Below are 22,769 nucleotides of genomic sequence, written 5' to 3' on the forward strand. Positions count from 1 at the left end.
CGCTACGCTATTCCGCCCTACGAACTCTCGTAAGAAACCCGCTAGCGGCTTTCTTCCTATCGTCGCCGACGGTGCTTGTGTTTCGGAGGGTCTGTTCCGGTCATTGCCCGATACCACGCGGCGTCTGACTGCGCGTGCGCTTTGGCGGCGGCAAAATCCGATTGTCTACGGTAGAACTCACTCAGGCTAAGGTAACAATCGGTGCGCGCCGGTCCGCGCGGCATCGCTTCGCAGTTCGCCTGCGCGTTCGCAACGCCAGGAACGCCCGCCAGCAAGATTGCTATGATACGTGCAGTCCAATTTGCCATGCCTCCTCCAAGCGCTTAGCCGCGTGTGAAGGTTCTGTGTCCGCTTTATCTTTACAGCCCGTACAGGGCGGATTTAAGCCGAAGGCGCAACCGCCGACCAGCAAAAGCGGCGGATTGCGCTACGCTAATCCGCCCTACAAACCGCCACCTACCAACGCCAGAAACACCCGCCTCACCTCGGCCTCCGTCTCCCTTACCCTCGCCTGCAGCGTCGAGAAATCCGGGGTGTCGCCGGCGCGCGCCATCACGCGCTGCAGGTTTTCACCTGCGGTTTCCGGGTTGAACTTGCCGTTCACGCACAAACGCAAAATCTGGGTCAGGTCGTGATAGAGCCGCGTCGCGGAGCGCAGCACTTCGGCTTCGGCTTGCGGCAGCACGCCTGAGCGCGCTGCGTTGTCGAGCACCTGCAGCGTCGAGACGCTGAGGATTTCGGGCTTCTCGGCCGCATAAGCCAGCTGCAGATATTGCGCGATGAAGTCGATATCGACGAGACCGCCCGCGGCCAGTTTCAGGTCCCAGATGTCGTCCTCGCCCTTTTCCAGCGCGATCGCGCGCCGCATGTCGGCGACGTCGCCGGCGGTGCTGGCGGGATCGCGCGGCCGGACCAAGACGCCGCGGATGATGTCCTCGATCTTCTTGCGGAACGCGGGCGATGCCGAGATCACCCTCGCGCGTGTCAGCGCCATGTGCTCCCAGGTCCAGGCTTCGCGTTCCTGATAGTCGGCGAATGAATCGATCCGCGACGCCACCGGGCCGGCGCGGCCCGAGGGGCGCAGCCGCATGTCGACGTCATAGAGCACGCCGTAATTGGTCCGCGTCGTGAACGCCGAGATCAGGCGCTGGGTCAGCCGCGCAAAATACTGCGCGCCGTGCAGCGACCGTTCGCCGTCGGAATCCGGATGCTCCTCGTCGAAATCATAGAGCAGGATCAGATCGAGATCGGAGGACGCCGTCATCTCGCGGCTGCCGAGCCGGCCCATCGCGAGGATCGCGGTCTCCTGCCCTTTGATCCTGCCATATTGGGTCGCGAACTGGTCGGTGACGAGGCCATGCACGGTGTGCACGATGCCTTCGGCCACATCAGCAAAGGCGACGCTGGCCTGCTGCGCCGACACGGTACCTGAAAGAATGCGCGTGCCGATCAGGAACAGGCTTTCCTGGCCGAACAACCTGAGACGGTCGAGGAAGTCCTCGTAGGAATCCGCGTCCTTCAATGTCGTCGCGAGGCGTGCGGACAATTCCTTCTGGTCCGGCATCGCGCCGAAGAAGCGCGGGTCGATCAGCCCGTCCATGATCTGCGGCTGGCGCGCCAGCATGTCGCCGAGCCGCGGCGCCGCGCCGAGGATCAGCGCCACCAGTGCAACGAGATCGCGATTCTGGCTCAAGAGCGAGATCAACCGCCCGCCGCGCTGCAAGGCGCCCAGGAAGCGGTCGAATGCCGCCACGGCATCGTCGGGGTCCTCGGCATGCGCGAGGCCGTCGATCAGGCCGGGGATGAATTCGATGAACGCGCTCTTGGTGGCCTCGTTACGCAGCCCGCGATAATCGCCGGCTATCCATTGCTGCAGCGTGCCGGCGACCATGACCGGCTTCTTGAAACCGAGCGAGCCGAGATGGTCGAGCAGCCGCTTGTCTTCTGGACCCGCGCCGTAATTGACGTCGGGCAGTTTCACGGTGCCGGTCGGGTCGCCCTCGAACAGCTTGCTGTAGTGCCCCTGCACGATGTTGAGGTGCCCTAGCAGATCTTTCGCGAAGGCGGCGCGGCTTTCATAGCCGAAGAAGTTTGCAAAACGCGCCACGGCATCGGGATCGTCCGGCAGCGCATGGGTCTGCTCGTCGGATATCATCTGCAAGCGGTGTTCGACGCGGCGCAGATATTCGTAGGCGATGGTAAGTTCTTCCAGCGCCTGGAACGTGATCCAGTTGCTGGTCGCCAGCACCTGCAACGCCTGCAGCGTCGGCCGCACCCGCAAATGCGGATGCCGGCCACCGGCAATCAATTGCTGGGTCTGGGCGAAAAATTCGATCTCGCGGATGCCGCCGCGGCCGACCTTGACGTTATGGCCCTCGACCGAGATCTCGCTCTGACCGCGATAGGTCTGCATCTGCCGTTTCATGTCGTGGACGTCGGCAAGCGCGGCGAAGTCGAGATGCTTGCGCCAGACAAACGGGGCCAGTTCGGCAATCAGCGCCTCGCCGGCCTTGGGATCGCCGGCGCAGGGCCGCGCCTTGATCATCGCGGCGCGTTCCCAGGTGCGCCCTTCCCGCTCGTAATAATGCAGCGCCGCGTCGGTCGACATCGCGACCTGCGTCGAGGCGGGATCGGGCCGCAGCCGCAGATCGACGCGGAACACATAGCCGTCGCCGCTGCGCTGCTGCAGAATTCGTGCGAGCGCCTGCGTGACGCGCACGAAGAACGGCGCCGGTTCGATGTCGCCGACGAGCGAGGTCGCTGCCGGATCGAAGAACACGATCAGGTCGATGTCGCTGGAATAGTTCAATTCGCCTGCGCCCATCTTGCCCATCGCCAGCACGATCAGGCCGCAGCCTTCCTCGGGCTTGTCAGGGTTGGCCGCATTCATCCGGCCGCGCACGACTTCCTGGCGGAGCAGGAACCGCAACGCCGCCTGCACTGAAGCGACCGCGAGATCGGTCAGCGCAGCCGTCACCCGCATCACCGGCCAGACCCCGCCGATGTCGCACAGCGCGGTCATCAGTGCGGCTTCCGCCTTCATGCGGCGCAGCAGATGCATCACGTCGGCTTCGCTGGCCGCATTGAATACGTCGTCGGTGGTTTTCGCGATCAGCGAGGTAAGGTGCGACTCCGGGTCGCACGCCAAGAGGCGGATCAGCCGCGCGGCGTCGGCGCGGATCAGGTCGAACAGATAGGGCGAGAATTCCGCAGTCCCGAGCAGGATGCGCCGGGCGAACGGCTGCGTCAGCACGGCCTCGAGCGCAGCCGACTGCGCCGGCTCCAGTTCGGAGAGCCAGGCTGAAACGATCTGTTCGGCATTGCTGGAAGCGGAGACATGCGGCCCGTCCACGAAGCGTGCGGCGAGGCCCTGTCCTTCCGCGTTGCCCGGCGCGGATGAGTTCATGCCACCTTCTGTGGCACATCCGGCGTTTGAGCCGCAAGCCTGTCACCGGAGGCCGCGCGCGACGGAATGGCCAGCGTCGCGACCAGGCCCGGATGCGCATCGCCGAGCCGCAGTTCGCCGCCATGCAGGGTTGCCACCGCTGAGGCCAGGCTGAGGCCAAGGCCGGAACCGGGCAGCGTCCGGCTGGCTTCCAGCCGCACGAAGCGCTCCACCGCATGCTTGCGGTCGCCCTCGGGAATGCCGGGGCCGTGATCGGTAACGCTGAGCAGCACGGAATCGCCCTCGCGCCGCGCCTCGATCAGGATTTCTTTGGAACGTGCCGCCACGGCGGCGTCCAGCGGCTGCACCGCAGGGTCCGGCTTGCCGTATTTGATCGCGTTCTCGACGAGATTGGCCAGCGCCTGGCTGATCAGCTCGCGGTTGCCGTGCAGGGCTGAGGGTGCCGCCTTGACGCGCAGGGTCAGGCCGTCGTCCTCGGCCAAGGGCTCATAGAGTTCGTGGATGCCTTTGGCGACGTCGGCGGCGTCGAAATCGTCCATGTTGCCGCGCGCCTGCCCGGACTCGGCGCGTGCGATCATCAACAGCGCATTGAAGGTGCGGATCAGGCCGTCGGATTCCTCGATGGTGCGTTCCAGCGCGGCGCGGTATTCGGCCTCGCTGCCGGAGCTCGCCAACGCCTCCTCGGCGCGGTTGCGAAGCCGCGTCAGCGGCGTCTTCAGGTCATGAGCGATGTTGTCGGAGACTTCCTTCAGGCCCATCATCAGGGCCTCGATCCGCTCCAGCATGGCGTTGAGGTTTTCCGCCAGACGATCGAGTTCGTCGCCGCTGCGCCCGACCGGCAGCCGGCCGGAAAGATCGCCGGCCATGATGCGCCGGGTGGTGCCGGTCATGGCGTCGATGCGGCGCAACACCCGCCGCGCCACGAAGATGCCGCCGCCGAGGCCGAGCACGATGACGACCAGCAGCGACCATTGCGCGGCCTTGGCGACGATGCCGAACAGCCGCCTTCGCTCATCGAGATCGCGGCCGACCAGCAGCCGAAAACCGTTGTTGAGTTGGGTGACGCGAACCAGCGCGCGATGGTGGGCGGTGTCCTGCTCGTCGAGCCGGCGGTACGCCGTCTCGGACCAGCCTGAGGAAGCCATCACGCCCGGAGAGAGCGATTCGACATTGCCGCCGAACGCCGTTCCCGCCGGCGTGGTGACGAGATAGAGGTTGGCGCCGGGCCGCAGCGTGCGGCGACCGAGCGTAAGGGCAAGGCCCTGCAGACCGCGGCGTTCGTAGATGGTCTCGATCTCGGCGATCTCGGCATTGACGGTCGCGGTGATCTGCTCGTTGATCATCCGCCGCGTATTCCAGGCGAAGTAACCCAGCAACGAGGCGGCAAACAGCGCAAACAGAAACAGATAGACCAGCGTCAGGCGAAACGCCGTGGTGCGGATCAGTTTACCGAATGCCGTCACGGATCATGTATCCGGCGCCGCGGATCGTATGCAGCAAGGGCCGCTCAAAACCCTTGTCGATCTTGGAGCGCAGCCGCGAGATATGCACGTCGATCACGTTGGTCTGCGGATCGAAATGATAATCCCAGACGTTTTCCAGGAGCATGGTGCGCGTCACCACCTGCCCCGCATGTTTCATCAGATATTCGAGCAGGCGAAACTCGCGCGGCTGCAAGGTCAGTTCGTCCTTGCCGCGGGCGACGCGGTGCGACAGGCGGTCGAGTTCGAGATCGCCGACCTTGTAGGTGGTCTCTTCCGCTGGACCGCCATGGCGGCGCGACAGCACTTCGACACGCGCCAGCAGCTCGGCGAATGAATAGGGCTTTGGCAGATAATCGTCGCCGCCGGCGCGCAGGCCCTTGATGCGGTCATCGACCTGGCCGAGCGCAGAGAGGATCAGGACCGGCGTGCGGTTGCCCTTTTCGCGCAAGCTGCCGATCAACGACAGGCCGTCGCGCTTCGGCAGCATGCGGTCGACCACCAGCACGTCGTAATCGCCGCTGTCGGCGAGCGACAGCCCCTCCTCGCCGTCACTGGCGAGATCGGCGATATATCCGACTTCACGGAACGCCTTCACCAGATAGTCGGCGGACTCGCGGTCGTCTTCGATGATCAACAGGCGCATTTGGGAGGCGGTTGCGGTCTGAGAAGCGGTTGTGCTCACGTTGTGGGCCTTTTCTCACCATGGCGCGTGGCGCATGCCGATGCAAGGCAACGGGGAACCCGCGCAATTATTTGTGTTTGAAAGTCAAAAAAGCGGGCGGCGAGGCTGGGGGACCCCGCCGCCCTTTTCCCTTCCGACAGAGGGGGGCGTATTCCATCGAAAGGTAGCTGGAGGGAGCGAGTTTTGCACCCGCTCCCCGGAAGGAGCCGTCGGCGGGGGCGACTGTTGCCGGCGAAACCCTCCATCTCGTATTTAACCCTTCGCTACGGGCACTGCCACGAACCGCGACGAACCGCCGCTCTTCACGCGCATGAGAACGCTGCTCTTGTTGTCGGTGCGCGCGGCGTTGATCGCATCACGCACTTCGCCAGCGGTAGCGACGCTCTTGCCGGCCACTTCGAGGATCACATCGCCTTCCTTGAAGCCGCGCTCGGCCGCCGCACTCTTCGGGTCGACCTCGGTGACCACGACGCCTTCCTTGCCGGCGCCCGCCACGCTGTTGGCGGGGGCAACCGTCATGCCGAGCTTCGGCACGTCAGTTCCCTTGTTCGGCTTGGCCTTGTCGCCATCGTCGATGCTGGCCTTGGCCTCAACGGTGTTCGGCAACTGGCCGAGCGTGAGGTTGACGACCTTGTCCTGGCCCTTATGCAGCACGTTGAGCTTAACCGCGGCACCCGGCGCCAATCCGCCGATGGTGCGGGCGAGTTCGCGCGCATCCTTGACCGTCTCGCCGTTGACCGCGGTGATGACGTCGCCGGATTCGATGCCGGCCTTGGCCGCCGGACCGTTGGCCTGCGGTTCCGCCACCAGCGCGCCTTCCGCCTTTTTCAGGCCGAGGCTGTCGGCGATATCAGCGGTCACCGGCTGGATCTGGACGCCGATCCAGCCGCGCGCGACGGAGCCCTTGTCCTTGAGCTGGGCGACCACGCTTTTTACCGTGGAGGCGGGAATCGAGAACGCGATGCCGACGCTGCCGCCGGACGGCGAATAGATCGCGGTGTTGACGCCCATTACCTCGCCGGCGGTATCGAATGCCGGTCCACCCGAGTTGCCCTTGTTCACGGGCGCGTCGATCTGGATGAAATCGTCATACGGACCGTTGCCGATGTCGCGGCCGGAAGCCGAGACGATGCCGGCGGTCACGGTGCCGCCGAGGCCGAACGGATTACCGACCGCGAGCACCCAATCGCCGATCCGCGGCTTGGAGTCGGACAGTTTAGCGAACGGGAAGTCGGTGCGGCCGGCGACCTTGATCAGCGCGAGGTCGGTGCGCGGATCGGTGCCGATCACCTTGGCGGTGTAGCTCTTGCCGTCGTCCATCGTGACTTCGACCTTGTCGGCGCCGTCGACGACGTGATTGTTGGTCACGGCATAACCGTCAGGCGAGATGAAGAAGCCGGAGCCCTGGCCGGTCACCGGGCCACGGCCGCCACGCGGGTTACCACGCAGGCCGGGCGGCAAACCATCCGGTCCACCGAAGCGGCGGAAGAAGCGCTCCATCGGCGAGCCCGGCTGGAACGGCGTGTCGTCGTCCCGGTTGGCGCTGTCGTCCTTGTCCTTGCTGGCAACCTTCTCGGCGATGTTGATCTTGACCGAAATCACCGACGGCTTCACGCGCTCGACGATGTCGGCAAAGCCGATCGGCCGCTCAACCTTGCGGACTTCATTGTTCACCTGCGCGTGCGCCGCGCTGGTGAACACATCGACCGGGCCCGACGAAGGGCTGAAACCATAAACCGCGGCGCCGAGACCGGCGACGACAGACGCCATCAGCGCGAATTTGCGCGCCGAGAACAGGGAGCGGCGCGGAGCGCCGTAGGACGGAAGCGAGGAAAGATCGACGGGACGTTCAGTCATTTTCAGAAATCTCCAGATCCAGAATTCGACGGTGCGGGGGCGAGCACCTGACAGGACGGAAGATGGGGTCTGGCGCCTTACCGCGCGCTGGCGAGGGAATTAAACTTTTGTAATGGAGGCGGTTATGGCTGCGGCAGTTTAGCGCAGGCAATCCAAGGGCTTAGCGGGGCGGAATGTGGCGTTTTTGGAAGGTGACAGCCCCTGCCCGGTCCGGAAAAAACCGGACCCCGTTCCGCATCTCGGAACTCTAAGTAAATCGCTACCTGCGCACCGCACAAATGAATGCGTTTCTCGCTCCTGCTGGGCCCTCAGGTCTTCAGCTTCAAGCGGCCCATGAAATCGCGTTTGCCGAGCGGAACGCCGTTGGTGCGCAGGATGTCGTAAGCCGTGGTGGCGTGGAAATAGAAGTTCGGCAACGAGAACGACATCAGGAAGCCTTCGGCCGTGAACGGCAATTTGCGATCGCCGAGCGCGAAGATGACGTCGCGGCCAGCGAGCGCATTGACCGCTTCCGGCGTCAGCGCCGACAAGGCGTCGCGGGCCTGCGTCACATGCGCCTGCAAGCCGGCGAAGTTGAACGGGGTTTTGAACGACGGCGGATTGAAGAGGCCCTGCTGCACGCCCTCGATGGCGCCGCGGGAATGCTGGACCACGGAAATGATCTGGAAGCGGAACGGCAGCATGTCCGCCGCCAGCCGCGTCTCGACGATCGCTTCCGGATCGATGTTGTTCTCTTCAAAATGGCTCAGCGCGCGGTCGAGGAAGCCGCTGACCGCGCCGAGGGTTTGCAGATAGTTCGCCACGCTGGCGTCGTAGAGCGAAAGAACCATGTCGGTTTCCCCGGGGCGTTTTTTGTTACCCAGAGGTTTTAGCGGAAACTGCTCCGCTTGCAATCGAGGATGCCCAAGGCCGGCTTTCCGGCGAGGTTTCCGCCGCAATCAGGCGCTCCGGCAGGCGTCTTTATCGGACGTCAGCGTGTGCCGTCGATACCCATGTCATCGAGACGGGACTGAGGCTTCCCGCGCTATCCTGGACGGCGGGCGCGATCAAGTGCGACCTGCAGCAAACGATCTACGCTGCTGAGCTGGTCCAGTCGCAGCAACAGCAACTTGTTCATCAAGTCCAACTGATGCTGAAGCCTCTCACGCGCCTCGCAATCCTTGAGGCCTCCAACGACGCCCGCAAGTGTCTCCAGTCCTCGCTGCATTGTATCGATGCCCTGACGCAGCGTTTCGCACGTACGCTCGGTCCGGGCAATTTCAGCTTTTGCTTCCTTGAAAGGGTCGGCGTCGGCCCCATTGGCATCGGCAGATGTTTCAGCAATGTTGGCTGAGTTATCCAACGGTTGAGTTGCAGATGGCACCACCCTTGCCTTCATTTCCAAGCGGACAATATTCTGATTGTCCGCCCTCGGGGTCGAACGGGTCATCACGCCGCCCGCACCGTGCTGAGGAAATTACCTACCTCGAGCCTGAGGCGGTTGCTTTCGAGGGAAAGCGATTGCGCCGACGCAAGCACCTGCGACGAGGCAGACCCGGTTTCGTTGGCGCCGCGTTGCACGTCGGTCACGTTCGAAGCCACCTGCGTGGTGCCCTGCGCTGCCTGCTGAACGTTGCGGGAGATCTCCTGGGTCGCCGCGCCCTGCTCTTCGACAGCGGACGCAATGGTCGCCGATATCTCCGAGATCCGGCCAATCGTTCCGCTGATCTCCTGGATCGCCGCCACCGAGTCCTGCGTCGCGGTCTGAATGCCGGCAATCTGGTGACTGATCTCGCCGGTCGCTTTCGCCGTTTGCTCGGCGAGCGCCTTGACCTCGGATGCGACCACCGCAAAGCCGCGTCCCGCCTCTCCGGCCCGCGCCGCTTCGATGGTGGCGTTCAGAGCCAGCAAATTGGTCTGTCCGGCAATGGTATTGATCAGTTCGACGACATCGCCGATCCGGGTAGCGGCCTGGGACAGCGCATGGACGCGATCATTGGTCGTTTGTGCCTGCTCCACGGCGTCGCCGGCAATCCTGGCGGCTTCCTGCACCTGGCGGCTGATCTCGTTGACCGACGAGGCCATCTCCTCGCTGGCGGACGCCACCGATTGAACGTTCGCCGATGCTTCCTCCGAAGCAGCCGCAACCATGGTCGAAAGCTCCTGGGTATGCTCCGCGGTCCTGGTCAGCGTATTGGCCGCAGCTTCCAGTTCGGTCGACGACGACGACACCGTCTCGATGATCTCGCCGACTGCGTTCTCGAACTGGTCGGCGAGCTTGTACATGTCGGCCTTGCGCTGCTCGACGGCTCGCCTCTCCGCGTCCGCCTGCTCGGAGCGCAGCCGGTCGGCCTCGATCATGTTGTCCTTGAAGACCTGCACCGCGCCCGCCATTTGGCCAATCTCGTCGGTGCGTTCGACCCCCGCCACGCTCACCGATGTGTCGCCGGTTGCGAGCTTTCCCATCGTTCCCGTGATCACCTGGATCGGCGTGGCGATCGAGCGCGCCGTGAAAAGCGCAATGATCGCGCCGGCCGCGAGGCCCACTGCAAGCAGCCCCCACAGCGTCGCCGTCAGGAACGCTATGCTCGCCTGTACCGCGGACGCCTCTTCGGCGAGCATCTTCTTCTGGTTGGTCTTGATGCCTCCTGAGCGGGTACCGTCAGCCCCCTTGGGTCCGTCAAGCAAATCGAGAATCTTGAGCGCGCGAGGCGCCGCCTCCGTGACGAGAATTGCGACGGGCACGTTCCAATGCGCGGACTCCCGGATCCCGAAGATCTTCTCGTAAAGCGGTGCAAATTCCGCTCGCGCCTTGCTGATCTTGTCGAACGAAGCCAGCTGACCGGCGCTCAAGAGGCCTTTCTGGACACTGACGGCGGCAAAGCCCTTTTCGAACAGTTCCCAAGGCTTGACGAATTTCTCCTTGTCGCTTTTGTCGCCCGACAACAGATAGGTGCGAAGTTGGGCCGTGGCGGCCGCGAAATTGCCGCGCGTATCGGCCATCGCCTTGAGCAATTTCTTCCGTTCGGGCGTTGCTTCCAGGGTGTCCTCCTCGTTGATCATCCTGGTGATCTCCGAGAATATGGTCTCGGCACGAGGACCCGCTTCGGTCAGCAGGACCTTGGTCGCCGGCAGCGCGTCGGTGGTGAAGGCGATCGCTTCGGCCTTGTCCTGGGCCGCGCGAAACTCCGCGAGCAATGCCTTGGCCTCGGACCATTTGCGCTGGTTCTCGGGGTTGGTGAAATGCACAGCCTTGTTGTCGAAGGCGGCGACGGTGCTGTCCAGTTCCTTCCACATCGCCATGCGATCGAGCTTGCCCTGCGGGTTGCCCGTCAACAGGTAGCCGCGCAACGTTGCCAATGTGGAATAAAGATTGCCAACCATCTCGGTGCTTTCGAGTGCCACCGGGGTGCGCAGGTTCACCATGCGATCGACGATCGTGGAGACCCCGCCGACGGCAAATACCGTGTATCCAACAGCCGTGGCGATGATCGCGCAAACGGCTGCAAAGCCAGCGATAAGGCGACCGCGGATGCGAAGTCCTGAAATGAATGGCATTAATGGATATCTCCAAATTTATGCTCAAATCCGACGCCGTGCGGTTTGAAATCAGACTTGCCCGTTCGCGACGAATTCCGTCGTCCTCTGCATGTCCTTTCCCGGGTGCATCGAAGCGCAAGGCGTATCGTTAACGAAAATAATTGGAATGCCGTTAAGCAAAATTTCACCAATGCGGTGGGCGCGTTACAAAAAATGCGCACGCGCTGCGAAACAAGATGCAAAAATTGCAGTTTGGCGGGTGATTTACGCCATGCAACTACAAATTTTTTCCACCCTGGCGATATAGGAAGAAGGCGTCGCAATGCGGCGACGAACTTGAACACTCGAACCCAGGATCGGAACAGCGGTTCCGAACGTCCGCGCGCCAGGCGGCGCGCGCCGCAATGCGAACGTGCACATGCGGACCTTCTGCAATTATCGCGGCCGGACGCCGGGCTTGCCGACTTGCGGAAACAGCAGTTCCACCCCCGCATCCGATAGTGCTTTGCGGAACACTTCCAGCGATTCGTCGGATACCGGCAAAGCGCCGTCATATTCTTCCAGCCGCCGCACCACGCCGGGCGACACGCCCGCCTGCTCGGCAAGCCGCCTCACGGACCAGTTCAGAATTCCCCTCGCTGCGCGCATTTGAGCGCCGGTGAGTCGGGACGGCGGGGCGGTGAGACCCAACACTTTCTGGTCATGCACATCGGTGGACACGCCCATCCACTCCTGAATGCCGCCCTCCGGATTCAGGATCGGCACGGCGCTGCATCTGAACCACCGGTAAGAACCGCCGGGTTGCAGCAAACGATGCTCAACCTTGTAAGGCCGCCCGGTCTCGACCGCGACCGACCAGCTTTTCAGCGCGGCATCGCGCTCTTCTTCATGCAACAGGTCGACCCAGCCATTCCCGTGAACCAGCCGCGGCCCGTCTTGCCCCGCTGCTTTCCAGTTCGGCAGCGAGGTGATGCGGCCGTCGGAACTCGCGGTCCACACCAGACCTTCTATCGCCTTGATCAACGCATCGTGGCGTTCGATGCCGGCCCGGAGTGGCTGCAACGTTTCGTAGTGCTTGGTAATGTCGAGCGTAACGCCGATTATCCTGGCGGGCTCACCGGCCTCGTTGAGCAACATCTCGGCCTGGTCGTGAACCCAGCGCAGCCGGCCATTCGGCCTGATGATACGAAGGTCGCGATCGAGCGGCAGACCGTCGAGCAGCATGTCGCCGACGTCACGCCTCAAGGAGCGATCGTCGGGGTGAATTCTCTGATTGAATTCCTCAAGCGACGGACTAATCACGCCGGGATTCAGTCCCAGCAATTCATGGAAGCCGCGCGACCAAAGCATCTGCCTCGTTAAAACGTCATAGCGCCAGATCCCCGCACCAAGCTTCTCTTCAAGAAACCGAAAAGTGTCAGTCGCCCCGAGGTCGCCCTCGAACTGGCTCAATCTTAAATTCCTCTGCAACTATTCTAACAGGTATCAGGATAGCACAATCATTCGAACCTCGACACGGTATTTCTACCACTAATTGAACATGGTCGGATTGCAATTTTACCAGTCGGACTTCTTTGCAGTCGAAGTGCGACCTCCCGCCTCACCCATCGGGCGCGCAGGCCGGTCACCACGAAAATGTTGGTGTGATGTGTCGGCTATCGGACAGAGGACACCCGGGAATGGTTGCCGAGGTCCCCTGCGTTCGGGCTCGAGACCAGCAGAGGCACCTCTCGCCGCAACTAAATCGGCTTGTCCGGTGAGGAGTTCGCAGCGATCAGCCGCTCCAGGCGGGCCTCTTCCTCGGCCGTCAGCTTGAGCAAGCCTTGATCTTCCCTGCCCGGGAATCTCGAACGGCGCCGGCTGTAGATCCATAGCGCCAGTCCGCCACCCCCGAGCGCCAGCGGCGGCAACAGCCACAGCACCAGCGTATGCGGGTTGAACCGCGGCCGCAGCAGCACGAATTCGCCGTAGCGCGCTACCAGGAAATCGATCACCTGCGAATTGCTGTCGCCGGCCGCAATCCGCTCGCGTACCAGCAGCCGCAGGTCACGCGCCAGCGGCGCTTCGGAATCGTCGATCGACTGATTCTGACATACCATGCAGCGCAGCTCGCGCGACAGGTCGCGCGCGCGGGCTTCCTTGCCCGGGTCCGCCATGATCTCGTCGGGCTGCACCGCGTAGGCCGCCGGGCATCCGATCAAGAGAAACGCGGCAAATGTGCAGACCAGGAGCGCTTTCAATGGATCACTCCGCGGCCTGCAACGCTCGCGAAGCCTTCGCGGGCTTGGGCGCGCCGACGCGCAAGCGCCGATCCGACAGCGACAGCAGGCCGCCAAACGCCATCAGCACAGGGCCCCACCAGATCAAGAGCACCAGCGGCTTGTGATAAATGCGCACCGCGACCGCGCCTTCGTTCGTGCTCTCGCCGAGCGAGATGTAGAGCTGGCTGGCGCCGCGCGTCAGCAGCGCGGCCTCCGTTGTCGACGATCCCCGCGTCGTGAAATTGCGCTTCGATGGCGACATCACACTGAGCTTCTCGCCGTCGAGACGAACCGTGAACTGCGCGATCATCTCGCGATAATTCGGTCCCTGCCGCTGCGTGACGCCGTCGAGCTTCAATTCGTAACCGGCAACCCGGGCGACCTCGTTCGGCTTCAAGGTGCCGATATATTCGCTGTTCCAGGTGGTCTCGCAGACGATCCCGATCAGGGCCACGCCGACGCCGGCATGCGCGAACGCGGTGCCCCAGGTCGCCCGTGGCAGGCCGCGCGCGCGTTGCATCGCGGTCGCAAAGGGGGCGCGAAACAAGGCCGTGCGCTCGGCGAGATCGCACATCGCACCGGCGATGACGAAGATCGCAAGCCCGATCGCAAGCGGTGCAAAGGTGCTGCCGCCGTAAGTCCACGCATAGGCCACCGCAATCGCGACCAGCGCGGCGATGCCCGCCGCCGTCAGGCGCTGCGCCGCGCCGAGCAGGTCGCCGCGCTTCCACGCCAGCAGCGGCCCGAACGACATCGCCATCATCAGCGGCACGAACAGCGGCCCGAAGGTCAGATTGAAGAACGGCGCGCCGACCGAAATCTTGTCGCCGGTCAGAACCTCCAGCGCCAGCGGATACAGTGTTCCGACGAACACCGTCGCGCAAGCCGTGGTCAGGAACAGATTGTTGAGCACCAGCGCGCCTTCGCGCGAGATCGGCGCGAACAACCCGCCCTGCTTCAGCGTCGATGCGCGCCAGGCATACAGCGTCAGGCTGCCGCCGATGAAGAAACAAAGAATCAAGAGGATGAACACGCCGCGCGTCGGATCGGTCGCGAACGCATGCACCGACGTCAGCACGCCCGATCGCACCAGGAAGGTGCCGAGCAGCGACAGCGAGAAGGTCAGGATCGAGAGCAGGATGGTCCAGACCTTCAGCGCATTGCGCTTCTCCATCACGACAGCGGAATGCAACAGCGCGGTGCCGGCGAGCCACGGCATCAGCGAGGCATTCTCGACCGGATCCCAGAACCACCAGCCGCCCCAGCCGAGTTCGTAATAGGCCCAGTACGAGCCCATCGCGATGCCGAGCGTCAGGAATATCCACGCCACCAGCGTCCAGGGCCGCACCCAGCGCGCCCAGGCCGCATCGATCCGCCCCTCCATCAGGGCCGCGACCGCAAACGAAAACGAAATCGAGAAGCCGACATAGCCGAGATAGAGCATCGGCGGATGCACGGCGAGGCCGATGTCCTGCAGCACCGGATTGAGATCGCGGCCCTCGATCGGCGGCGTGGCGATGCGCAGGAACGGGTTCGAGGTCATCAGGATGAACAGATAGAACGCGGCCGCGACCCAGCCCTGCACCGCCAGCACATGGGCGCGCAGCGACAGCGGAAGATTGTTGCCGAACGCCGCGACGAGACCGCCGAACAGCGCCAGGATCGCCACCCACAGCAGCATCGAGCCTTCGTGATTACCCCAGACGCCGGTGATCTTGTAGAGTAGCGGTTTGGTCGAGTGCGAATTCTCGAACACGTTGGCGACGGAGAAATCCGATGAGACATGGAGCATCACCAGCGCCGTGAACGACACCGCCACGAACAGCAACTGCGCCAGCGCCGTGGAGCGCGCGACGTTCATCAAGGCGACATCGCCCCAGCGCGCGCCGGCGACCGGCACCGTCGACTGGATCAGCGACAGCGCCAGCGCCAGCACCAGCGCGTAATGTCCGGCTTCCGCGATCACTTAGGCGCCCCCTGCGTCGGCGCCGCCGAAGCGCTCGGCTTGGCGCCATAATCGTCCTTCCAGTGCCCCTGCTTCTTCAGCGCGTCGGCGACATCCTTGGGCATGTAGGTCTCGTCATGCTTGGCGAGCACGGTGTCGGCCCTGAACACGCCCGATGCGTCGATCGCGCCCTCGGCGACGACGCCCTGCCCTTCACGGAACAGGTCGGGCAGGATTCCCTTATAAGCAACCGGCAGCACGGCACTGCCGTCGGCGACGCTGAAATTCACCGCCAGATTGTCGCCGCGCACCAGCGATCCCGGCTGCACCAGGCCGCCGAGGCGGAAGCGCTTGCCGGCCGGAATCTGTTTCTCGGCCGCCATCGAAGGGGTGGAAAAGAACACGATGGAATCGCGCATCGCGTTCAGCACCAGCGCCGCCGCCACCGCGAGCACCGCGAGCGAACCGCCGATCATGGTCAAACGCCGCTGCTTGCGCGTCATGATAATCCTTTGGTTCCCTGCATGATGGGTTCCATCATCCGTCAAGCCCGAGAGTCTTCAGGCCTTCATTGAGCTGGCGCAAGCGTTCGGCATCGTTGGCAACCGCCTGACGTGCATCGCCCAGCGCGCTCACCGCCTTGTCGCGCTCGCCCATCACCATATAGGCCCGCACCAGCCGCAACCACCCCTCGACATCGTCGCCGTTCTCTTTCAGCCTTGTGGCGAGGCGGTCGACCATGCCGCGGATCATCGCACCGCGGTCGGCCTCGTTCATGTCCTTGGCCGCCGCCATCGCTTCATTCGACAGCGTCGGAGCAGCCGGACCGCCGACCCGCACCAGTGCGGCCTGAACCAGCGGTCGCCACGGCGCATCGGCCGGCGCCTTGGCCAGCATCGCGCGCCAGATCGCGGCGGCGTCGGTACGACGGCCATCCTGCTCGGCGGCAAGCCCGAGGAAATAGCCGGCTTTGGGCTCGTCGGCGTTCAGCGCCGCCGCGCGTTCGAATTCCGCCTTGGCCTGCGAGGTCACGACGCCGCCCGCCGAACCGGTCAGGGCTTCGCCGAGATCGGACCGGCGCTCGGCGCTGTCGCCATTGTAGGTGATCGAATTGCGCAGCGCGCGGATCGCATCGTCGTAGCGGCCGAGCCGCACCAATGCCGGGGCCAGCACGCTCCAGCCGCGGCCGTCGGTCGGATTTTTTTCCAGATGCGCCTCGACCTGCGCGATCAGATTGTCGATCGGCTGGTTGGCGTCGGGGGCGCGGCTGCGGCTGGCGAGCGGGAAATCGCCGAGCTGCGGCGATCCCAACGAAAGGTAGAACGCGACCGCCGCGACCGGCAGCCCCACCAGCGCCAGAACGGTCGAGGACCGGCGTAGTCTGAGGTTCGCCTGTGCCGGCAGGTCATCCCTGCCATCCGCGGCCGCCAGCAGGCGGCGGCTGATCTCGACGCGCGCGGCTTCGGCTTCCGAGGGCCCAATCAGGCCGGCGGCGACATCGCGATCGATCTCGGCAAGCTGGTCCCTGTAGACGGCAGCCTCGCTGCCACCAGCAGGCGCCGCCGAACCGCGGCTCAACGGCCAGAGCACGGCAAAGATCGCCGCGACCGTCATCAGCGCGAACACAAACCACAGCGTCATCAAGCGGTTCCCGGGCGGAAACGGCGCCCACGAAGCAGGCACCGATGCGCCGCTTTACACCACCGGCGGCAAGCCCGGCAATTGACAATTGCGGCAGAAAAACCGGGGAAACCGGACCGATCGCAGCCTCGATCGCGTGGGCGCCGCCGGGTCAGCCGGCGCGACGCACGAACCAGCGAGAAACTTCGCGCAGCTCCTGCAAAACCCGAAGAGCGACGCGTGAGTCACGCCACCCACCCCGAGCGCCGGATTCGTCGCATTATTTCAATCATAAATTGAATATCTATAACAATACACTCGGCCACGCAGGTGCCTGCCTTTTGATCCTGGCGAACGAAAAATCTGGCAGGTCCGTCAAAACGTTCCGCAGCCGCCGCAGGCTGCGTCAGCAAGCTATAGCATTTGCACCAATACGTAGGCGATGCTACACAATGGGGTGAATACGTTAATTCCCAGCCCCTTAGAGGCAAAACCGATGCGATCCTGGAAAGCTCTTCGACGCGACGCCCTTCCCTTTGGCCTTGTTGGAATTCTGGATGGCCCGAAGGTTCGCCGCGGCGCCGCGTTGCTTGCGCTGCCGTTCTTGTTCCTGTCGCTTCCGGCCTCCGCACAGGATGGAGTGGACAGAACCGCGATCGCGGCCGCGCTGCTGCCGCGGGATCTCAGCCCCTGGGGCATGTTCATGCAGGCCGACATCGTCGTCAAAGCCGTGATGATCGGCCTGGTTTTTGCGACGCTGGTGACCTGGACGGTATGGCTGTCGAAGACGATCGAACTGATCAAGGCGCGCCGTAACGCGAAGAACGCCTTGCGCGAACTCGCGAGCGCCAGGAACGTTGAAGACGCCGTGCGGCACGTGCCCGAGGGGGCGGTTGCCCAATTGCTCGAGGGCGCGATGGCGGAACTGAAACTGAGCACCGATCGAATGGACAAGAAAGGGATCAAGACCAGAGTTGCGTCCCGGCTTCAGCAGATCGAGGCGGCGGCAAGCCGGCGCATCGGGTTCGGCACCGGCGTGCTGGCAACCATCGGATCGACCGGTCCCTTTGTCGGACTGTTCGGAACGGTGTGGGGAATCATGAACAGCTTTATCGGAATCTCGAAGTCGCAAACCACCAACCTCGCGGTGGTCGCGCCGGGGATCGCCGAGGCGCTGCTGGCGACGGCGCTCGGGCTGGTCGCGGCGATACCCGCCGTGATGATCTACAATCTGTTCGCGCGCCAGATCAGCTCGTATCGCGCGCTGCTCGGGGACGGATCATCGGAGATCACTCGCCTCGTTGGCCGTGACCTCGACGGCGGCGCCATACTCGTCCGGCGGCATCTCGCAGCGGCGGAGTAGCGGCGATGGCTGTCAGCGTTAATCAGAGCAATGGCGATCTTGCGGAAGTCCATGAGATCAACGTGACACCGTTCATCGATGTCATTTTGGTCCTGCTCATCATTTTCATGGTCGCCGCCCCCCTCGCAACCGTCGATATCGCGGTCGACCTTCCGGCCTCGAATGCGCAGCCGCAGCCGCGGCCCGACAAGCCGGTCTATCTGACGGTCAAACCGGATCTCTCTTTGTCCGTCGGCAACGAGACCGTCGGCCGGGCCGCCCTGCCTGGCGTGCTCGATGCGAGCACCAACGGTCATAAGGACAGCCGAATTTTCCTGCGCGCCGACAAGCTCGTCCCATATGGCGAGGTGATGCAGGTGATGAACATGCTGCGTGCCGCCGGCTATCTGAAAGTCGCCCTGGTCGGCCTGGAGCAAGCCTCATCGCCATGATGCAGCTTGCGGCCGAAGATCGTTCCGACCTGCAACGCTGGATGTTGAGCGGCCTTGCGGTGTTGTGCGTCTACGCCGGTGTGACGGCCACGCTGGCGACCTGGCGCTATCCGGACGACACCGCGGCGGCCGAGCCTTCCGGCGCGATTGTGGTCGACCTTGCACCGTTGCCAGCAGCGCCTTCGACCACACCATCCGATGTCGCGCCCGGCCCGGAACAGGTGATGTCGGAGGCGCAGCCGGTGGCAAAGCCCGAGGTCACTCCACCAGATGAAACGCCCGAGCTGCCTCCCGCTCCCAATCCGGATGCAGCGGTGGCGCTGCAGAGCAAACCGCAGCCGGAGGTGACGCCGCAGCAGCAGGCGGCGGCCGCCACAACATCGGCACCCGCGGCAGTCCCTGATCGCATCGCGCCGGTCGCGGTGGCGCCCACACAGGGCGCGCCGAATGTGAAAGACTCGGAAGCCGCGGTGACATGGCGAACCAAAGTCCTCGCCTTGATCGAAAAGAACAAGCGCTATCCGGAAGCCGCGCGGCCGCGGCAAGGGACGGCACGCGTGTCGTTTGCGCTCGATCGCAAGGGAATGGTGGCCAACGCGCGCGTGATCGAAAGTTCGGGCTCCAGCGCGCTCGACGAGGAAGCGGTCGCGCTGCTCAAGCGCGCGGAGCCTTTTCCGGCACCGCCCGCAAATTTTCCGGGCGATTCTGTTGTCGTGAGGCTGCCGATCCGCTTCACCGTGAAATAGCACGGGCTGCAGATACCAGACGTCCGCGACGGCGGCGTCAGGAACCAGGCGTCGGTGAAGCCGAGTGGGCCGCCTGCCTTGCTCTAAAATTCAGGCGGCCCCGCCGACCATATCAATTGTCCTGCCCCACGGCAGAGGCCATAGCCAGCTGAACAAAGTATGAGCAGACGTATTTGAAGGTCTTATGACAGAGGCCGCCAACCATGCGGCCTCTGTCAACCGCCATTTCCGCGCGGGCTTGCGCGATAATATCGGGATCAATCCGCAACGATGGCGCCGCCGGCGCCGAACTTGTAGTTCACGCCGACCCTGACGCCATCACTGGTCACCCTGGTGTTGGAGTCGAACGCGACCGCTGTGTTGGCGGCGGTGGCCGGCGTGGAACGCACCGAACCGAAATCCATGTGAAGATATTCAAGCTTGCCGGTCCAGTTGCCCGCGAGGCGGGTCTCCAGACCGCCGCCGACGGCCCAGCCAAACCGGTAGATGTCGGTATTCAAGGCTGCCGTCGTCGCGGCACCGGCATTGTCGAAGCCTGAGACAGACGTCGAGGTCGTTATCTTGCCGAACGGAACGCCTGCGGTGGCGTAAGCAATCAGGCCCGGTGTAACGAGCATTCCGACGCGCCCGCGAACCGAGGCGACCCATCCCAGATGGTAATCCAGGCTTGCCGTCACGGGTGCGTCGAGCGGAGCCAGCGCCGCGTTGCAGATATTGCCGGGACATGTCGTGGTGTTGCGTCCGCGCTGATTGCGGTATTCGAAATCGCCTTCGATGCCGGCTACCAATCGGCCGGATATCCAGTTGTAACCGGCCTGCCCGCCAATACTCGCAGTGCCGCGCGTGGAGAACAGGCGGCCGCCGTCAAACGGCAGGCCGGTCGCATCCTCGCTGAATACCGCGCTGGTAACAGCCCTGCCGCCGACATACCCGACATTGCCGCCAGCATAGATGCCCGCCCAGTTCCAGGCCGCGTCGAGCATTCGCGGCGATTTGTAGTGCATGTCGCCGCCCGGCCCCCGCGCCATCCCGAAAGACGAACCCGGCGCTCCGCTCGGCCGGTCGACACCGTATTTGACGTTGAGGAAGAGCTTGAAACCGCGTCCGGGCTGCAGGATCTCGTCCTTGTGGAATTGAACGGCGTTGCGAATGTTGGCGTTGAGCAGATTGTCGCCAACGATGCCGGTGGCGACCTCGACCGCTCCCCACGGCGAATCCTTCCAGAACTGCCGATTCTCCAGCTGCACCTTGAGCAAATCGTATCCGCCGGTCGTCGTATCGAACTGCGAAACGTCGTTCTGTGCGAAGGCGTGCAGCAGGCCGACACGGGCGAACCAGCTGTCGTTCCGCCAATAGGCGCCGCCGCCGAGCCGCATCGGCGGGATGCGCGGAACATTGCTGCCGTCGGTGAACGTCGCGCGCACGACATCGAATTGTCCGTCCACACCAAATGTGCCGTTGGCGAGCGGTGCGACGTCCCATTGCCAGGCCAGTTCGCCGCCGCGAAACGTCGCGTCGCGCTGATCGTAATTGACCTGGATGTAATCGGTGCCGGCGCCGCATGTGGCAAACGTTTCCTGGCAAAGGATGCCGGTGGCGCGCGAAAAGATGAACTTGTCGTACGACGTGTAGTAGGCATTGGCGGCGAACCTGAAATCGCCGGCGATGCGCTTCAGGCCGATCTCCGCCGACTGCGCCGTCTCGATTCCCAGGTTCGGATTGCCGATCTTGAAGGTCTTCTCCGAACCGTCAGGACCTTGCGCGAACAATTCAAGCGCGCGCGGCGCGCGTTCGATCCGCTGCAGCGTCAGGCTCGCGACCAGGTAGGACGGAAGATCCTTGATGATGCCGAAACTGACGCTCTTCGGCATGAAGTCGAGCCTGGCCGCGGCCCTGCCCGGTTCATTGGGCGGCGGCAGAAATGTCGGCGGGAAAGTGAACGCCGTTCCCTCGACATCGACGCCCTCGATGCGCCCCGCCAATTGCGTGCGCAGCGTGTCGGTGTGTTTTACTTCATTGAGGAAATACGCCGCCGCGGTTCTGGTCTTGGCGGGAAGCAGGATCGCCTGGCCTTCCGTATCCAGTTGCTGGTAGGCGCCCTGCGCACCGACAATGCTGGTCAGCGCACCTATGGGCGTGGCGAATGCCGCCGATTCAAGCTCGATCTTGCCCTCGGTCTGCCTGTTCTTGAATGTGGCTGCAATCCCCTCGTATCCGGGACCGGCGAGCACCGTCTCGTCGTGCCGGTACTCCGAATATCCGGTCCAGTACCTGACGGCGGCAAGCGCGGCCGCGTCCGGCCGATACTCGCCCTTGCTGGTAATCTTGGTCTGCTCGAGATCGTTGTGCTGGCGCGCGGCCGCGGTCGCGATACCCGGAACAAAATAGTCGCTGGTGAAGCGAGAGACGGCGATGCCGGCATAGCCGCCGTCGAACAAATAAGAACCGCCGACCGCCGCTCCCGCACTTTGCGAGGCTGAATTCGGTTGTCTGCCGTTGCCGACCGGCGCGGGATTTGGCGGAACGAGGTAGGGATAACTCGGGATGCTGTAATCGCTGGAGGAGCGCCCGTAGATGTCGGCGTGAACGGCGGCGTTGCGACCGCCGGCATCCAGCAACAGACCGCTTTCCCATCCCTTGTTGACGCTCGTCACGCCCGATCTCAGTTCCGCGGCCACCCCACCCACTGGAGCGGCCGTCGGAATCCGGTTGTTGTTGACGTCGACCACGCCGCCGACGGCCTGCGAGCCGATCCGGAGCGCACCCGGTCCGCGAACCACATCGACCCGCTGGATCGCGAGAGGATCGATCGGTACGGCGTGGTCCTGCGCGATATCCGACACGTCGACCGCACCGACACCGTTCTCCTGAATCCGGACCTTGGCGTCCGACAAGCCACGCAGAATGGGGCGGGCGGATTCGGTGGCGAGGCCCGCGGAAGTCGCGCCGGGCATGTTGGAGAACAGGCTGCCGAACCCGCCATTGCTGCTGCCGGTCTGGATTTGATTGCTGCCGATCGTCGACAACGGCGCAAACGGCGGATTGAAGGGCGAGGCAGGCGCGGCCGCCGGGGCGGGACCAGGCAGCGCCGCGACGGTCCGTGAAGGCCGGCCGGGCTCGGAGCGCCCTGCCCGCCGGGCCGGCTTGGGCTGGCGGCCCTCCACGGTCACCTGCGGCATGTCGATTTCCGCCGGGTCGGCGGGCTTGTCTTGTGCTCCGGCCGCAGTTGCCGGTTGCGGCGGTGCCGTCTGCGATTGACCGGCATCCGCCGGGGCTTGCCCCGTTGCCGGGGCTGCCGGCGCCGATGGTTCGGCAGGCGCCTGAGGTGCGGCCGGCGACGCCGATGGCGCAGGCGTGGCCGTCTGCGAGAGCGCCGCAGCCTGGCTCAAACATACCATTGCAAATGCAGACGTGCCCAGAAGGGCCATTCGTGTCGCGCGCATCTCGTCCCCAAC

The 22,769-nt window shown here is 64.0% G+C and carries 16 protein-coding genes; 3 read left to right on the plus strand and 13 right to left on the minus strand.

Translation table 11 applies throughout. From position 1 onward, the window contains the following. Positions 1-442: 442 nt before the first annotated feature. From JQ574_RS02070 to ccmI, 12 genes are all read right to left on the minus strand, one after another. Entirely contained in the window at positions 443-3,406 is a 2,964-nt protein-coding gene (locus JQ574_RS02070) for a bifunctional [glutamine synthetase] adenylyltransferase/[glutamine synthetase]-adenylyl-L-tyrosine phosphorylase (protein WP_212205517.1), read from the minus strand. After that, positions 3,403-4,869 carry a HAMP domain-containing sensor histidine kinase gene (locus tag JQ574_RS02075; RefSeq protein WP_212205515.1) on the minus strand — a complete coding sequence of 489 codons (1,467 nt, stop codon included), beginning with the start codon at positions 4,867-4,869 and terminating at the stop codon, positions 3,403-3,405. Before JQ574_RS02075 ends, JQ574_RS02070 begins: the two co-directional genes overlap by 4 nt. Continuing rightward, entirely contained in the window at positions 4,853-5,533 is a 681-nt protein-coding gene (locus JQ574_RS02080) for a response regulator transcription factor (protein ID WP_192734724.1), read from the minus strand. Before JQ574_RS02080 ends, JQ574_RS02075 begins: the two co-directional genes overlap by 17 nt. Positions 5,534-5,824: 291 nt before the next feature. Next, complete coding sequence (locus JQ574_RS02085; protein ID WP_212205513.1) at positions 5,825-7,429, minus strand: Do family serine endopeptidase; 1,605 nt, start codon at positions 7,427-7,429, stop codon at positions 5,825-5,827. Positions 7,430-7,737: 308 nt separating this feature from the next. Next, positions 7,738-8,259, minus strand: coding sequence for a DUF1993 family protein (locus JQ574_RS02090; protein ID WP_212205504.1), 522 nt, complete (start codon positions 8,257-8,259; stop codon positions 7,738-7,740). A gap of 194 nt (positions 8,260-8,453) precedes the next feature. Beyond that, positions 8,454-8,858, minus strand: a complete 405-nt coding sequence (locus JQ574_RS02095; RefSeq protein WP_212205502.1) for a hypothetical protein — start codon at positions 8,856-8,858, stop codon at positions 8,454-8,456. Continuing rightward, positions 8,858-10,966, minus strand: coding sequence for a methyl-accepting chemotaxis protein (locus tag JQ574_RS02100; protein ID WP_212205500.1), 2,109 nt, complete (start codon positions 10,964-10,966; stop codon positions 8,858-8,860). Before JQ574_RS02100 ends, JQ574_RS02095 begins: the two co-directional genes overlap by 1 nt. 417 nt (positions 10,967-11,383) lie before the next feature. Further along, complete coding sequence (locus tag JQ574_RS02105) at positions 11,384-12,400, minus strand: PAS domain-containing protein (RefSeq protein ID WP_249119023.1); 1,017 nt, start codon at positions 12,398-12,400, stop codon at positions 11,384-11,386. 287 nt (positions 12,401-12,687) lie between these two features. Next, positions 12,688-13,188, minus strand: a complete 501-nt coding sequence (locus tag JQ574_RS02110) for a cytochrome c-type biogenesis protein (protein WP_212205490.1) — start codon at positions 13,186-13,188, stop codon at positions 12,688-12,690. Between the two features lie 4 nt (positions 13,189-13,192). Next, a complete protein-coding gene (locus JQ574_RS02115) occupies positions 13,193-15,175 on the minus strand; it encodes a heme lyase CcmF/NrfE family subunit (RefSeq protein ID WP_212205488.1) in 1,983 nt (660 codons plus the stop codon). After that, entirely contained in the window at positions 15,172-15,657 is a 486-nt protein-coding gene (gene ccmE / locus JQ574_RS02120) for a cytochrome c maturation protein CcmE (protein ID WP_192734309.1), read from the minus strand. Before ccmE ends, JQ574_RS02115 begins: the two co-directional genes overlap by 4 nt. Positions 15,658-15,691: 34 nt before the next feature. Then, positions 15,692-16,795 carry a c-type cytochrome biogenesis protein CcmI gene (ccmI, locus tag JQ574_RS02125; RefSeq protein WP_212205479.1) on the minus strand — a complete coding sequence of 368 codons (1,104 nt, stop codon included), beginning with the start codon at positions 16,793-16,795 and terminating at the stop codon, positions 15,692-15,694. 475 nt (positions 16,796-17,270) lie between these two features. Between ccmI and exbB the strand changes: the two genes are divergently transcribed. Genes exbB through JQ574_RS02140 form a run of 3 tightly spaced genes read left to right on the plus strand, consistent with a single transcriptional unit; the run spans position 17,271 to position 19,314 of the window. Beyond that, the gene (exbB, locus tag JQ574_RS02130; protein WP_249119024.1) at positions 17,271-18,137 is read left to right on the plus strand and encodes a tonB-system energizer ExbB; all 867 of its coding nucleotides are present in this window, start codon (positions 17,271-17,273) and stop codon (positions 18,135-18,137) included. Between the two features lie 5 nt (positions 18,138-18,142). Further along, positions 18,143-18,568, plus strand: coding sequence for a TonB system transport protein ExbD (exbD, locus tag JQ574_RS02135; protein WP_192734306.1), 426 nt, complete (start codon positions 18,143-18,145; stop codon positions 18,566-18,568). Further along, positions 18,565-19,314 carry a TonB family protein gene (locus tag JQ574_RS02140; protein WP_212205470.1) on the plus strand — a complete coding sequence of 250 codons (750 nt, stop codon included), beginning with the start codon at positions 18,565-18,567 and terminating at the stop codon, positions 19,312-19,314. Before exbD ends, JQ574_RS02140 begins: the two co-directional genes overlap by 4 nt. A gap of 257 nt (positions 19,315-19,571) precedes the next feature. Here JQ574_RS02140 and JQ574_RS02145 read toward each other — a convergent pair whose 3' ends face one another. Further along, entirely contained in the window at positions 19,572-22,493 is a 2,922-nt protein-coding gene (locus JQ574_RS02145) for a TonB-dependent receptor domain-containing protein (protein WP_212205468.1), read from the minus strand. Positions 22,494-22,769 lie beyond the last annotated feature (276 nt).

It is taken from the genome of Bradyrhizobium sp. AUGA SZCCT0158 (genome assembly GCF_018130065.1).
In the GTDB taxonomy this organism is placed as follows: Bacteria; Pseudomonadota; Alphaproteobacteria; order Rhizobiales; family Xanthobacteraceae; genus Bradyrhizobium.